Source organism: Anaeromicrobium sediminis (assembly GCF_002270055.1).
Taxonomy (GTDB): domain Bacteria; phylum Bacillota; class Clostridia; order Peptostreptococcales; family Thermotaleaceae; genus Anaeromicrobium; species Anaeromicrobium sediminis.
Map to the genome: position 1 here is coordinate 147,376 of NZ_NIBG01000005.1, position 15,271 is coordinate 162,646.

Annotated in this window: 15 protein-coding genes and 1 pseudogene; 11 read left to right on the forward strand and 5 right to left on the reverse strand. The window is 31.4% G+C overall.

Annotation, left to right across the window (positions count from 1 at the left end):
* Window positions 1–52: 52 nt before the first annotated feature.
* Window positions 53–964 (forward strand): M14 family metallopeptidase, encoded by a 912-nt coding sequence (locus CCE28_RS08025; RefSeq protein WP_242972931.1) that lies wholly within the window; start codon window positions 53–55, stop codon window positions 962–964.
* Between the two features lie 82 nt (window positions 965–1,046).
* On the opposite strand, the gene CCE28_RS08030 is transcribed toward CCE28_RS08025, so the two are convergent.
* The 3 genes from CCE28_RS08030 to CCE28_RS08040 are packed head-to-tail and all read right to left on the reverse strand — an operon-like array spanning window position 1,047 to window position 3,456.
* Window positions 1,047–1,751, reverse strand: coding sequence for an ABC transporter ATP-binding protein (locus CCE28_RS08030; protein WP_095132760.1), 705 nt, complete (start codon window positions 1,749–1,751; stop codon window positions 1,047–1,049).
* Window positions 1,752–2,501 (reverse strand): ABC transporter permease, encoded by a 750-nt coding sequence (locus tag CCE28_RS08035; protein ID WP_095132762.1) that lies wholly within the window; start codon window positions 2,499–2,501, stop codon window positions 1,752–1,754. It abuts the gene before it with no gap.
* Entirely contained in the window at window positions 2,482–3,456 is a 975-nt protein-coding gene (locus tag CCE28_RS08040; protein ID WP_095132764.1) for an ABC transporter substrate-binding protein, read from the reverse strand. Before CCE28_RS08040 ends, CCE28_RS08035 begins: the two co-directional genes overlap by 20 nt.
* A gap of 241 nt (window positions 3,457–3,697) precedes the next feature.
* Between CCE28_RS08040 and CCE28_RS08045 the strand changes: the two genes are divergently transcribed.
* Window positions 3,698–4,576, forward strand: coding sequence for a DegV family protein (locus tag CCE28_RS08045; RefSeq protein WP_095132766.1), 879 nt, complete (start codon window positions 3,698–3,700; stop codon window positions 4,574–4,576).
* 57 nt (window positions 4,577–4,633) lie between these two features.
* Here the strand turns inward: CCE28_RS08045 and CCE28_RS08050 are convergent, their stop codons facing one another.
* Window positions 4,634–5,833, reverse strand: a complete 1,200-nt coding sequence (locus CCE28_RS08050; RefSeq protein WP_095132768.1) for an MFS transporter — start codon at window positions 5,831–5,833, stop codon at window positions 4,634–4,636.
* Between the two features lie 125 nt (window positions 5,834–5,958).
* Window positions 5,959–6,483 (reverse strand): hypothetical protein, encoded by a 525-nt coding sequence (locus tag CCE28_RS08055; RefSeq protein ID WP_095132770.1) that lies wholly within the window; start codon window positions 6,481–6,483, stop codon window positions 5,959–5,961.
* Between the two features lie 85 nt (window positions 6,484–6,568).
* Here CCE28_RS08055 and CCE28_RS08060 point away from each other — a divergent pair, with 85 nt between their 5' ends.
* The 9 genes and pseudogenes from CCE28_RS08060 to CCE28_RS08100 all read left to right on the forward strand — a co-directional run bounded on the left by CCE28_RS08060 (window position 6,569) and on the right by CCE28_RS08100 (window position 14,996).
* Window positions 6,569–7,159, forward strand: coding sequence for a DNA-3-methyladenine glycosylase (locus CCE28_RS08060; RefSeq protein WP_095132772.1), 591 nt, complete (start codon window positions 6,569–6,571; stop codon window positions 7,157–7,159).
* Window positions 7,160–7,218: 59 nt separating this feature from the next.
* Window positions 7,219–7,782: pseudogene (locus CCE28_RS08065) on the forward strand (peptide-methionine (S)-S-oxide reductase MsrA); the annotation flags it as partial.
* Window positions 7,783–7,994: 212 nt separating this feature from the next.
* A complete protein-coding gene (locus tag CCE28_RS08070; protein ID WP_095132776.1) occupies window positions 7,995–8,582 on the forward strand; it encodes an ECF transporter S component in 588 nt (195 codons plus the stop codon).
* Between the two features lie 62 nt (window positions 8,583–8,644).
* Entirely contained in the window at window positions 8,645–9,412 is a 768-nt protein-coding gene (locus CCE28_RS08075; RefSeq protein ID WP_095132778.1) for a type III pantothenate kinase, read from the forward strand.
* 470 nt (window positions 9,413–9,882) lie between these two features.
* Window positions 9,883–10,758: a type III pantothenate kinase gene (locus CCE28_RS08080; protein WP_095132780.1), complete on the forward strand. Its 876-nt coding sequence runs from the start codon at window positions 9,883–9,885 to the stop codon at window positions 10,756–10,758.
* A gap of 170 nt (window positions 10,759–10,928) precedes the next feature.
* Window positions 10,929–11,330 carry an RrF2 family transcriptional regulator gene (locus CCE28_RS08085; RefSeq protein WP_095132782.1) on the forward strand — a complete coding sequence of 134 codons (402 nt, stop codon included), beginning with the start codon at window positions 10,929–10,931 and terminating at the stop codon, window positions 11,328–11,330.
* Between the two features lie 109 nt (window positions 11,331–11,439).
* Window positions 11,440–13,305, forward strand: a complete 1,866-nt coding sequence (gene cooS, locus CCE28_RS08090) for an anaerobic carbon-monoxide dehydrogenase catalytic subunit (protein ID WP_095132784.1) — start codon at window positions 11,440–11,442, stop codon at window positions 13,303–13,305.
* 14 nt (window positions 13,306–13,319) lie between these two features.
* Window positions 13,320–13,763, forward strand: a complete 444-nt coding sequence (locus CCE28_RS08095) for a 4Fe-4S dicluster domain-containing protein (RefSeq protein ID WP_095132786.1) — start codon at window positions 13,320–13,322, stop codon at window positions 13,761–13,763.
* 3 nt (window positions 13,764–13,766) lie between these two features.
* Window positions 13,767–14,996, forward strand: coding sequence for an NAD(P)/FAD-dependent oxidoreductase (locus CCE28_RS08100; protein ID WP_095132788.1), 1,230 nt, complete (start codon window positions 13,767–13,769; stop codon window positions 14,994–14,996).
* Window positions 14,997–15,271: the final 275 nt, after the last annotated feature.

The window sequence follows — 15,271 nt, forward strand, 5'->3', positions numbered from 1 at the left end:
TATTTCATGTTAAGTGTATAAAATAATATAAAACCATATGGAGTGATTACAGGTGATTAATTTAAATGTACCCTATACTTATGAGGCAATGGAGAAACATATAAATAACTTAAAGAATTTATATAAATTTATAGAGGTAGGGTCCATAGGAGAAAGCGTATTAGGAAAGAAATTATATTATATTAGATTGGGAAAAGGTCCTAATAAAGTATTATATAATGGAAGTCATCATGGTATAGAATGGATTACTACCCCTGTTCTCATGCGGTTTATGGATGAGTTTTTAGAAAACTATTCTAATAAATATCCTATGAAGGGATATGATTTAAATGAAGTATGGACTAATAGTAGTATATATATAGTTCCCATGGTAAATCCAGATGGTGTTAATTTAGTATTAAATGGTCTTAATAAGGGTAATCCATACTATGAACAATTAATAAAGTGGAATAATGGAAGTAAAGATTTTTCAAAAACATGGAAGGCTAATATAAGAGGTGTAGACTTGAATAGAAACTACCCAGCCCTATGGGAAAAGTCTAAGGAAAAGGAAAAATCCACAGGAGTATATGGACCAGGACCTGCTAGATACTCAGGAAAATATCCACTATCAGAGCCGGAATCAAGGGCGCTAGTTAATTTTACTAGAAAAGTAAATCCTAATCTCACTTTGGCATATCATTCCCAGGGCAGAGTCATATATTGGAATTTTCAAAACCTGGCAAGTGAAAGGGATAAGGTAATAGGTCAGGCTTTGGCTAAAGAAAGTTCCTACTATTTAGACATAGCATCGGGATCAGCTTACTATGGAGGATATAAGGATTGGTTTATTTTTGAGTTTAGACGACCAGGATACACTATTGAAGTAGGTAAGGGAAAAAATCCATTACCTATTAGCCAATTCAATACTATATATAATAATAATGTAAGTATCTTATTATTGAGTTCAGTAATTACAAGATAAAAAAGAACCTTTGGTTTAGAGTTAAGGGTTTAGAGTTAAGAGATTTTAGCCCTAAACCCTTAACTCTGATCTCTTAACCTTATTATAATTTAGAAGAAATATATTCTTTTAAGTCTAGGAAATACTCTTTACTTAGATCACGCTCTCTTTTTTCTTCAAATATGCTAATTTTTTCTATTATTTCAACAGGGGAATTATTTAATATATATATGTAATCACTTAAAAGTAAGGATTCATCAATGTGATGGGTTACATATATGATGGTTTTAGGTTGCTTTTCATATAACTTTATAAATGAGTTTATTATATCTTGTTTTAAACTCATATCCAATCCTTTAAAGGGTTCATCCATTAAAAGTATATTAGAGGGATATGAAAAGGCGCGAGCTATGGATACCCTTTGTTTCATACCACCACTGAGGTTTTCTGGATAATAGTCCTTAAATTCATGTAAGTTAACTAATTCTAAATGGGATCTTATGATTTGGTCTCTTTTTTTTTGTTCAAATTGTCCCTTTAAAACAAAATCTATATTATCATATACACTAAGCCAAGGAATCAAACGAGGTTCTTGAAATATATAAGAAATGTTCCTAAAATCAAGACCTTCTATATGGCCAGAATCATATTTAGAAAGACCTGCTATTATATTTATTAAAGTGGTTTTACCACAACCAGAAGGGCCCAAAAGTGTATTGATTTTATTTTTTTCAAATTTTATATTAAAGTCCTTATAAACTTTTAGATCATCATAGGATTTATTTAAATTTTTAATGGAAATAGACAATTAAATTCTTCCTTTCATTTTCAGCTTAATAATATATTTAAAAAAGTATTCAAATATAAAGCTAAGAATTATAACAACTAATGTCCAAGCAAATAAGCTTTCCGTTTCTAAATATATTTTAGAGTCATAAAGATGAGCTCCTATAGAATAATTTGGTTGGCTTAATACTTCAGCTGCTACGGCCACCTTCCAACCTAGACCTAGGGTAGTTAAGGAACCGGATACTATATAGGGCAGAATAGATGGCAAATATATATGTTTTAATATATTATATTTACTAACCTTATATACTTTAGCCATATCCACTAGTGATTTATCTGTACTCTTTACTCCTTCCACTACATTAGTCCATATGATGGGAAAACACATTAGAAAAGTTATAATAATGGGTACTATACCAGATTTAAACCAGCTTAAAAATATGATTATTATGGATATTACAGGGGTGGATTTTATGGATATAACTAAAGGATTTAGTAAATCGTATATATGTCTATTAAAAGAACTGAATAACCCTATGATTATACCTAGAATAAAGGATATAAGAAATCCTGTAAAAACTCTAAGTAATGTATAGAATATGGACATGAAAAAGCCCTTAGTTTGAACAATATTAAACAATGCTTTTATAGTATTAATAGGAGTAGGGAGGTAAACCTCCCTATTTAGTCCTACAGCTATTATCTGCCATAATATAATCCAGAATAAGATGTATATAATTTTTTTCAATTTAATAGTAGAAGCTCTCATCTGGAATTTTTCCTCCAATAGATTTAGGGTTAAAATTCATTAGAAGCTCATAAAATTTATCTAACATATCCTTTGAATCTTTAGAGTCTATATAAACTAAGTTAGATTTTGGAATGGCCAATTCAGCCATTTTAGCACTAGGTAATATTTCAAATTTCTCTATTAACTTTGAAGCTTCTACCACATTTTCACTAGTCCATTTGATTGAGTTCTCATACTCTTTTAAAAACTGTTCTACCACTTGAGGATGATTTTGTGCAAATTCTTTACGTATTACTATACAACCCATAGGGATATGTCTATCCTGTCCTTCTATATTTCTAAATTCCTCTTGAATGTCCATGGCAATTTTTAAATTTTTATTTTTCATTGTTACCATAGTTACAAAGGGTTGAGGAAGTAGGGCTAGATCCCTATCTCCAGAAATAAGTTGTTTGGCTAAATTTCCATGTTCTACAATATAGTTTATATTTATATTTTCAATATTATTTTTATTTAATATGTAGTTGAATATGAAATCTGGTACAGAACCCTTTGAGCTCACTCCAATTTCTTTGTCATTTAAATCATTTATAGATTTTATGTCATCACGGCTAGTGACAACGTATAAGACACCAAGGGTGTTTACAGCTCCCAATTGGTATGAACCTTCTGTTTTATTATACATAATAGAAGCTAAATTAGTTGGTAATGCTGCTATATCTATTTCTTTATTTAAAAGTTTACTTTTTAATAAATCTGGTGCTGACTCTATGGAATAATTTACTTCTATATTTTCTCCAAAATTTGGTTTATCTTCTAAAAGTCTTACCATTCCCATGCCAGTAGGTCCCTTTAAAGATGCCACGTTAACATTGATTTTTTCTGTTTCTACCTTTGGTTCAACTTCTTTAGTACACCCAGCAAAAGATAACATAACTAATAAGGTTAATATTAAACTAATTATTTTTTTCAAAATAATCCCTCCTTCTACTTAATTTTACCACTAAAAGAATGAAATAATAGTAGGTATTATAAATTTAAGGACATAGAAATAACTGACAAAAAATAAATTAATATGTTAATTTTCTACATATTTATGTTTTTTTTATTGAAAGTCGTTGATTCTAATATATAATTAAGATAAGTTAAAGATTATTATGGGGGGTATAAATTAAAAACAAGGGGATTTAGAATGAATTTGAAAGGAGACATACATGAGTATAAAGCTGATAATAGACAGTACCTGTGACTTACCAGAGGAAATAATAGAAAAGTATGATTTAGATATACTTCCCTTAAGAATTTATATTGATGGAAAAGAATATTTAGATAAGGTAACTATCAAACTAGAGAATCTATATGAACTTATGCGACAAGGCCATCATCCTAAGACATCTCAAGTTAATATTAATCATATGAAAGAGGTTTTTGAAAAACATGCAAAGGAAGGTAATGAATGTATTTATTTAACCATATCTAGTGAATTATCAGGAACCTACCAAACGGCCCTATTGGTGGCTAGGGATTTAAAGGAAGAATATCCAGACTTTAAACTAAAGATAGTAGATTCTAAAGCTGGTTCTACGGCTATTGGTCTTATGGCCTATGAAACCTTAAAGCAGATAGATGATAACAGAACGTTTGATGAAATTGTAGAAAGTTTAGAATTTCAAGTAAATCATATTGAGCATATATTCACTGTAGATAGTTTAAGTGCCCTATATAGGAGTGGAAGACTTAGTAAAAGTGCTGCACTATTAGGAGATATGTTTAAAATTAAAGTAATATTGTCTTTAAAAGAGGGAGCAGTGGAGCCTTTAGACAAGGTTAGAGGAAATAAAAAGGCCTTAAAAACTATGGTTGATATTGCAGAAGAAAGAATAGGAGATTTTAAGGATCAACTAATAGGAATAAGCCATGCAGAAGATTTAGAAGGAGCTCTTAAATTAAAAGAGATGCTAACGGAGAGATTAGGCATAAAAGATTATATGATAAACCTAATAGGAAGTTCATTTGGAAGTAATTTAGGAATAGGAACAAGGGGCATATTCTTTTTGAATAAAAAGCCAAAGGATTATATATCATTAGTATAATTAAAGATTTTCTGTAGGAAAACATACTAAAAAGGTCTTAGTCTAAAACTAAGGCCTTTAATCATGCACTTTTCTAAATAAATAATTTACAAATAAAAAGATTAAGGCCAATAGAGTCACTACAATCCATACATATATGACACCACTCCAAGAAAAATTATCAACTATGTAACCAGTGGCATATATAGCAATACCTGCCGCAAAATAAGAGCAAAAGTCTAGAAGACCAGCTACCGAGGAAGATTTATTGTATTTTCCCACACTAAGGGGAATATAACTGAGTAATATGGAATTTACTCCATATACAGAAGCTGATATGGTTCCTAATATGAATAGCGTATAAACTACATTTAAAGGTATTATTAAAAAAATAGTTGTACTCACAAGACCAATACATAATAATATGAACATGGTAAATTTAGGTTTATAATTTAATTTTTTATTTAAAAAACCGCCTAGTGTAATTCCTACAAAATTCATAAATGGTAATAATAAGATATATTTAGTGGCAGAACCTAGACTTAGTTTTTTAGTCTCCATTAATAATAAGGGACCCCAAAGTGCTATAGATTCTTTTATAATACCCTGGCAAAAGGCACATGGGATTATGAAGTATAGACCTTTCTTTTTTAAAACATATGTTAATGTATAATCTTTGTTTTTTTCTTTTACAGCCCTATGATTTTTTTTAGGATTATTTCTTATTGACATATACCATATAAATGAGTAGATTGATAAGACTATACCAGGAATTAAAAATCCATAGGTCCAACCAATTTTTTTTACTATAAAACCTATAACTCCCCAACCTAATAAATATCCTCCTACACTAGAGGTGGATATTCCTATGGATAGATTATTTCGCTCCTCAGTAGAAAACCATTTAGATAGGATTTTTACCATAGGGCCCCAAATCATAGATAGAAAATAACCGTTTAAGGCCCATAAGATTATCATAATATAAAAGCTTTTGGAAAAAGAAAAACATATATTTATTAATCCAGAACATAATATACCTATAGTAATAAATATTCTACTAGAGAGTCTATCACCTAAATAGCCATTTATTAATTGCCCGATACCATATGACCAGAAGAAAGAAGTGCCTATTAAACCTAAGTTAGATTTACTCCAATGGAAAGTTTTTTGAAGTTCTGGTAAAGCTACGGATAAATTCAATCTTCCAAAATATATTAGAGCATAAGTTGTCCAACATAAAATAAATATTCGTATTTGCCAATGTCTATTATTGTTCATGAAAAAATCTCCTTATGTATACTAAGTCCTATATTAGTGTGCTATTTTCTTTTGTTGAATATACAAGGACAATATATAGAATGACAAATTTATAGGACGACTATTTTAGTCGTCCTTTCTTTAAGTCAAAAGCTTAGTACAAACTTTGGTTTATGCTTATAATTAATAGAACTATGGAATGTAGCTAGACTATTTCCTTCTTTAGATAATAATCCTAACAATAAGATATCCTTCATGATTTTGTAAGATGGAATTGGAATATTTATAATACCTTCATCTTCTATAGAAAAATCAGCTATTTTTCTATAGGATAGGGGTTGAGTATTCCATGTAATATTTTTAAAATCAATGGGGTCTTCTATTACAATTAATTCTCCATGAAAGGCAGGTTTTGTAAAGTAATTACAATATAAGGATAAATAACCCTTAGAAATAGTAAGACCCTTGTAATTCTTAGTATTAAATTTAATATAAGAATTATAATAGGGCCTAATAAATGTACTTTCATTAATTTCTCCTGCCCTTAGTAAAAGGGGATTATAGATAGTACTATTAGGATTAGAACTATCTATGGAAGCATTTTCTATTCCATATAAAGTAGATAAAGTTAGTATAAAGTCTTCTGAATATTGTTGTAAATAATCATACATTATATCACCTATTTATTTTTTATTAGCCTTTTCTATATAATATAAGACAAGTAAAGCTTTTGTGAGTGGTTAGGAGTGTTTTATTATGAAATTGAATAAAGAATTTTATACAGTGGATTGTATAAGACTAGCTAAAAATCTATTGGGAAAAATACTAGTGAGAAGATTAGATGATAAATTAGTAAAATGTAAGATTGTAGAAGTGGAAAGCTATATAGGACCAGAGGATAAGGCTTGTCATGCCTATAATAATAAAAAAACTAATAGAACAGAAGCTATGTTTAAAGAAGGCGGATATGCCTATATATATTTAATATACGGTATGTATAATTGCCTGAATATTGTAAGTGGAATAAAGGATAAACCAGAGGCTGTTTTGATAAGAGCTGTGGAGCCATTGAATGAAATAGAGATTCTAAAAAAATATAGAAATATAAAATCAAATAAAATAGAAGATTTAACTAATGGACCTGGAAAATTGTGCAAAGCTTTAAATATTGATAGAAGTCTTAATAAATTAGATTTAGTAGAAAGTGATGAACTTTATATAGAAGATTCTAAGGAAAAGTTTGAAATAATAGAATCTACTAGGATAAATATTGATTATGGAGAAGAATATAAAGATAAGCTATGGAGATTTTACATAAAAGATAATAAATATATATCAAAGAAATAAAAGGAGATGATCATATGGTTAAAATTGCAACCCTAGGTATGGGATGATTCTGGACACCAGATGCCAAGTTTGGTATATTACAAGGTATTGAAAAGACTAGGGTAGGTTATGCTGGAGGAACTACTTTAAATCCCACATACACAAATATTGGAGATCATACAGAAACTATAGAGATGGAATTTGATGGAGCGTATATGACCTACGAAGACATTATGGACTTATTTTTTGTAAGTCACACTCCAGAGAATAGGACAGGTTGTACTCAATATAAGTCAATTATTTTTTATCATGATGAGGAACAAAGGGAAGTTGCCCTTAAAAAGAAAAGGGAATTTGAAGAAAAGGGATATTTCTTCAACACAGATATAGTTCCCTTTGAGAGGTTTTATCTAGCAGAGTTTTATCATCAAAAGTACTATTTACAAAAATATAAGGTCATACTAAAAGAAGTGGGAGCTAACAGTGAAGACGATCTTATTAATAGTGAAAAGGCTACTAAATTAAATGGACATTGTGGTGGATACGGTACATTAGAAGATTTGAAGAGAGATAGGGAGAAATGGAATTTTAAAGAAGAAACTATAGAATGGCTTAAAAAAATAATAGATAATTATAATAGATAAAAGATGGCTTTATATGTCATCTTTTATCTATTATATGATTAACTGTAGAGGCCTTGGAATTGCATACATGTACACGAAGAGCAATCGTTTACAAATCCTATAAAATAATATAAAATCATATTGATTTTTATATATGTTCTGTATATAATTAAATGGCATCATGAAAAAATGCGTCTTGTATCTATGAGAACGAGAACGGAGGGTAAGAATTTATGGAAGTTTTAAATAAGAAAAGAGTATCATCAAAGAAATTGACTCTTACTGCAATGATGGTTGCTATTACAGTACTTTTGGATTACACCATAGGGGTGATACCATTACCAATGGTTGCAATAACAATAGTTCATTTACCAACGGTCATAGCAGGAATAGTAATGGGTCCAGTAATGGGTGCTGTAGTTGGATTTTGTATGGGGGCTGCAAGTTTAATACATTCAATAACTAGACCACCAAGTCCATTATCAGTTTTATTCATAAATCCAATAATTTCTATTGTGCCAAGAATATTTATTGGTGTAATGGCATACTATGGATATGAATTTGTAAAGAAATTATTTAAGGGACAAAAGGAAAGTGTAGGCGTATTTATAGGGGCTGCAATTGGAAGTTTAACTAATACAGTTGGAGTATTAGGAATGTTATACCTAGTATATGCTGATAAAATAGAGCAAATACTAGAGGGAACAACTGCAAAGGCTTTTGTGATCACAGTGGCATCAACTAACGGTATGGCTGAGGCAATCGCTGCTGGAATTGTATGTACTCCTATAGTTGTAGCTGTTAAAAAAATATATAAATAGTTATAGGATGGGACGGGTAGGCGTGATTACTATTCGTCCCTTTATTAAAGGAGATGAAAGACATGATTTTAGTGGTAGATGTAGGAAATACTAACATAGTATTAGGTGCATTTGATGGGCAAGAATTAATTGGTAGTTGGAGATTAACTACTTCAACTAAAAGAACATCAGATGAGTTTGGTATATTATTCTACTCCCTTATAGAAAATAGAGGACTAAAAACTGGAGAAGTTAGAGAAGTTATAGTATCTTCTGTAGTTCCAGATATAATGTATTCCATGGTAAATGGAATAAAAAAATACTTTGATATAGAGCCTATCATTGTAGGACCTGGAATTAAGACGGGAATAAACATTAAAACGGAAAACCCTAAAGAGGTAGGTGCGGACCGTATTGTAAACTGTGCAGGAGCATACTATACATATGGAGGTCCTGCTATAGTAATAGATTTTGGTACAGCTACAACATATGATGTGGTTACAGAAAATGGAGAGTTTATAACAGGAATAACATCACCGGGAATTAAAATTTCTGCAGATGCCCTATGGAGTAGAGCAGCTAAACTTCCTAATATAGCCATTAAAAAGCCTGATAGTATAATGGCTAAAAATACCATAACAAGTATGCAGGCAGGATTAGTATATGGGTATATAGGTCAAGTAGAATATATAGTAAACAAAGTTAAGGAAGAGATGAAGAATCCAGATATTAAAGTAATAGCAACAGGTGGCCTTGCTAAAATAATTGCAGAGGAAACAGATGTGATAGATATAAACGATCCACTTCTTACATTAAATGGACTTAGAATAATATATGAAAAAAATTTATAGATAAAGGGGAGATAGCTATGGGGCTGTCTCTTTCTATGTTTATGTGAATTATAAGAAAATGCAAAACTGAATAATAATATCAAGAATTATTTGGAGATTATAACAGGTAAAATTATATTGATTTTTACATATGTTCTGTATATAATTAAATGGCATTACTAAGAAATATGTCTTGTATCTATGAGAGCAAGGACAGAGTGTAAGGGTTTTTGGAAGTTTGATTAATAGGGTTGGAGTATTAGTAATGTTATATCCGAATATGCTAATAAAATGGAGCTAATACTACATGGAATAGCTACAAAGATTCTCATGATCACAGTGGTATGGACTAACGGTATGGCTTAGGTCATAGTTACTGGAATTATATGTGCTGCCATAGTTGTAGAGGCTAAGAAAATATATAAATGGCCCTAGGCTGGGATGGGTAGTAGTGATTACTATTCATCTTTTTATTAAAGGAGATGAAAGACATGATTTTAGTGGTAGATGTAGGAAATACTAATATAGTCTTAGGTGCATTTGATGGACAAGAATTAATTGGGAGTTGGAGATTAACTACTTCAACTAAAAGAACATCAGATGAATTTGGTATATTATTTTACTCTCTTATAGAGAATAGAGGGCTAAAAACTGAAGAAGTTAGAGAAGTTATAGTATCATCTGTAGTTCCAGATATAATGTATTCTATGGTAAATGGAATTAAGAAATACTTTGATATAGAACCTATCATTGTAGGGCCTGGCATTAAGACGGGAATAAACATTAAAACGGAAAATCCTAAAGCAGTAGGCGCAGACCGTATTGTAAACTGTGCAGGAGCATACTATACATATGGAGGGCCTGCCATAGTAATAGACTTTGGTACAGCTACTACATATGATGTGGTTACAGAAAATGGAGAGTTTATAGCAGAAATAACGTCACCAGGGATTAAAATTTCTGCAGATGCCCTATGGAGTAGAGCAGCTAAACTTCCTAATATAGCCATTAAAAAGCCTGACAGTATAATGGCTAAAAATACCATAACAAGTATGCAGGCTGGATTAGTATATGGATATATAGGTCAAGTAGAATATATAGTAAACAAAGTTAAGGAAGAGATGAACAATCCAGATGTTAAGGTAATAGCAACAGGTGGCCTTGCTAAAATAATTGCAGAGGAAACAGATGTGATAGATATAAACGATCCACTTCTTACATTAAATGGACTTAGAATAATATATGAAAAAAATTTNGAATTTATAGATAAAAGGGAGACGACTATTAAGTCGTCTCATCTTGTAGACAAAGTTGAAGTTCGAGGTGTGCTGAAACCGAGAGACCGCAGCGTATATAGACATACGTAAGGGTTCTTAGTTTTAGCAACAACGAAGAAATTCGGATTTATCAACAGCCTAAGACGACTTAATAGTCGTCTTTTTATATTTATTGAATAAAATTTGTTTAATTGTTGACAAATAAAAATAAGTATACTAATATAAAACTATACTAAAAAAGTATACTTTTGGAGGAAAAAATGAAAATTACTCAAGAAGCGGACTATGCCTTAAGGATAATACTTTATTTATCCAAATTAGGTGTGGGAGCAAAAACTGAAGCTAATCAAATATCAGATGAACTTCATATTCCTAAAAGATTTACATTAAAGATAATGAGAAAGTTAGCTCATAGTGGAATAGTGAAATCCTATAGGGGCGTAAATGGAGGATATGCATTAGACAAGGAGCCTAAAAGGGTCACTTTTAAAGATGTAATAGAAACCATAGATGGACCTATTTGTGTGAATAGATGTTTGATTGATAAGAATCTTTGTAATTTAAATATAGCTCATAAATGCACAATCCATAAGGCACTAGGCAATACTCAGAAGATGTTAAACGATGAGTTGGCTAGTATTAATTTTGGAGATTTATTATAAGAGTAGATTACTTAATCATTATAAATTTATTAATCTTATAATCAGTTATAAGATTTTAATTAAAACTATACAAAAATGGTATACTTTTTAATCAAAGGGAGGAATCGTAATGAAGTGCTGTACATCGGCAGACCATAAGTTATTAGATTTTGTTAAGGTGAAAGGGGAAAACACATCTTTTAATAGGGTTTTGGACCAACAAATTAAATGTGGATTTGGACAACAGGGAGTCTGTTGTAGGCTTTGTTCAAATGGACCCTGTAGAATAACTCCTAAATCACCTCAAGGTGTATGTGGTGCCACTGCAGATACTATAGTTGGAAGAAACTTCTTAAGATCAGTAGCATCGGGAGCAGCCTGTTATCTTCATATAGTGGAGACTACTGCTAGAAACTTAAAAAAGACTGGTGAAGAAAAGGGCGTATTAAAAGGTGTAGAGACTTTAAATGAATTAGCTAAAGCTTTTGGAGTAGAAGAAGAAGATATGCATTTAAAAGCAGAGAAAGTTGCTGATTTAGTATTAAGAGACCTTTATAAACCTCGTTTTGAAAAAATGGAATTAACAGAAAAGATTGCCTATGGACCTCGCGTAGACAAGTGGAAAGAACTTGGTATTATGCCTGGAGGAGCAAAATCTGAAGTATTTGACGCCATAGTAAAATCTTCTACTAACTTAAACTCTGATCCAGTAGATATGTTGATGCATTCATTGAACTTAGGAATTTCAACGGGTCTTTATGGACTTACATTAACTAACCTTTTAAATGATGTAATGTTAGGGGAGCCTGTTATTAGGCAAGCGAAAGTAGGTTTTAAAGTAGTAGATGAAGACTACATAAATATTATGATTACTGGACATCAGCATTCTATAATAGGCCATTTGCAAGATTACTTAATAAGTGATGAAGTGAAAAAATCAGCTCAAGATGTGGGAGCTAAAGGATTTAAACTTGTAGGATGTACTTGTGTAGGTCAAGATTTACAATTAAGGGGAGAACACTATGAGGAAGTATTCTCAGGTCATGCTGGAAACAACTTCACTAGTGAACCATTAATTTCTACAGGAGCTATAGATTTAATATTATCAGAGTTCAACTGTACATTACCTGGAATTGAAGATCTTGCAGATAAATATCAAGTTAAGATGATTTGTCTAGATGATGTGGCTAAAAAGAAAAACTCTGAGTATATGGAATTCTCCATGGAAAAAAGAGTAGAGATTTCTAAGAAAATAGTAGAAGAAGCATTGAATAATTATGGAAAGAGAAGAAGTGAAATTGAAATAAATATTCCAAAGGATCATGGACATGATGATGTAATTACAGGGGTAAGTGAGAAGTCATTAAAGAAATTCCTAGGAGATTCATATAAGCCACTTCTATCATTAATAGCTAGTGGTCAAATTAAGGGAGTAGCAGCTGTTGTAGGTTGTTCAAATTTAACTGCCAAGGGCCATGATGTATTTACAGTGGAACTTACTAGAGAACTTATTAAAAGAGATATTATTGTTTTATCTGCTGGTTGTTCAAGTGGAGGTTTAGAAAATGTAGGACTTATGTCGCCAAAGGCTGCTGATTTAGCAGGTGACAAATTAAAAGAAGTATGTAAGTCACTAGGTATTCCACCAGTACTAAACTTCGGGCCGTGTTTAGCTATAGGAAGATTAGAAATTGTGGCTACAGAACTGGCTAGGGAATTGGGAATAGATATTCCTCAATTACCCCTTGTATTATCTGCTCCACAATGGTTAGAAGAACAAGCGTTAGCGGATGGAGCATTTGGTCTTGCATTAGGATTACCACTTCACTTAGCAATACCACCTTTTGTAACTGGAAGCAAAGTTATAACTAAAGTATTAACGGAAGATCTACCTAGTATAACAGGAGGGCAGTTAATATTAGATGACGATGTAATTAGTACTGCTGATAGATTAGAGAAGATTGTCATGGATAGAAGAATGGCATTAGGCTTATAAAAGGGGCGGTTTTTATGAAGAGGATAAAGATAGATAAAAATAAATGTATGGCATGTTACAACTGCATATTGGCTTGTATGATGGAACACAATGAAAAGGGAAAGGATATATACTCGTTGGATTTAGAAGATAAATCCAACGAGTGTAGAAATCATATAGAAGTTAATCACAGTAAAGAAAATATTCCCATATTCTGTAGACATTGTGATGAACCAGAGTGTGTAAATACCTGTATGAGTGGAGCCATGAAGAAAAATCCCCATACTGGATATGTGGAGTATGATGAAGAAAAATGTGCATCCTGCTTCATGTGCGTAATGTCTTGTAAATACGGAGTATTAAAAATTGATGAAGAGACCAAGAGTAAAATAGTCAAGTGTGATATGTGTGAGAATAGAGAGACTCCACGCTGTGTAGAAAATTGTCCTACAAGGGCCATTTATTTTGAGGAGGTGTAGTATATGAATTATGTAATTATAGGAGCTAGTGCTTCTGGAATGAGTTTTGCTAAAGAGCTTAGAAATCTAGATAAGAACTGTAACATAACTTTGATTTCCCGTGATGAAAACGTATACTCAAGATGTATGCTACACCATATAATTAGTGGTCATAGAACTTTGAAGGATATAAATTTTGTGGAGGATGATTTTTTTAATAAATATAATATTACATGGTTAAAAGGTCAGACAGTTAATGATTTAGATGTGAATAAGAAAATATTATATACGGATAAGAGAAGTGTAAAATATGATAAATTATTAATTGGTTCAGGAGCTCATGCCTTTATTCCTCCAATAAAAAATCTAAGGGAAAGTAAAAGTATCTATGCCCTTAGGAATATAGAGGATGCTTTAAGCATAAAAGACGCATTAGAGACAAAAGAAAAGATTGCCATATTAGGAGCAGGCCTAGTAGGCGTAGATGTCCTAGTATCATTACTGGAAAAAAATAAAAAGGTAAGTATTATTGATATGGCAGATAGAGTATTACCCCTTCAACTAGATAAAAGATCAGCTAAGGTTTATGAAAGAAAATTTATAGAAAAGGGAGCTAGTATATATACTTCTGCTAAGGTAGAGGAAGTTATATTAGATGAGACTAATGATCCTAAGGCAATAAAACTTCAAGGCGGACAAATAATAGAATGTGATATGGTCATAGTTGCCACAGGAGTAAAGCCTAATATAGGATTTATTAGGGAAGGTAGCATGGAAATTAATAGGGGGATAGTTACTAATGACAAGTGTGAGACTAGTGTAGAAAATATATATGCCATAGGAGATGTGCGAGGAGTAAGTCCTATTTGGCCACTAGCCATGAAAGAGGGGAAGATTGCTGCTAGAAATATGGTAGGGGGAGATGAAAGAATAACTGATTCCTTTGCACTTAGGAATTCGATGAACTTCCTAGGAGTGCCTACTGTATCTATAGGGCAGGTCAATCCACCAGATGAAACATATGAGGTGTTAACAGAAGAAGGATCAGAATACTATAAAAAGATAGTATATAAGGATGGAGTAATATATGGAGTAATACTTCAAGGTGAAATTGATTATTGTGGCGCTTATATAGAATTAATAAGAAATAAGATAGATGTATCCCATATAAAATATGATCCATTCAACATAGGTTATGGAGATTTCTTTGAGATAAGTGAAAATGGTGAGTATAAATTTAAGGCTGTAGTTTAAACTACAGCCTTAAATTTATATATTGATTATGTCCAATCTAGAGGTTTGTGAACCTACTACGTTTCTATAAATCAAAAATATTTTCACAGGCAAGTCACTATCAGACTAAATAAAATGAATCTTATAATTAGGGTAGAAAGTTCACAATTGTTTACAGCATATGATATTCTCATGTTCCACCTTCTGAAAAATTTTCATTCATAGTCCCTTGTAAGTAGCTATAGACTTTGATCATCTATGGAGTGAAATAAATAAAAAATGATTTCTATGTAAGA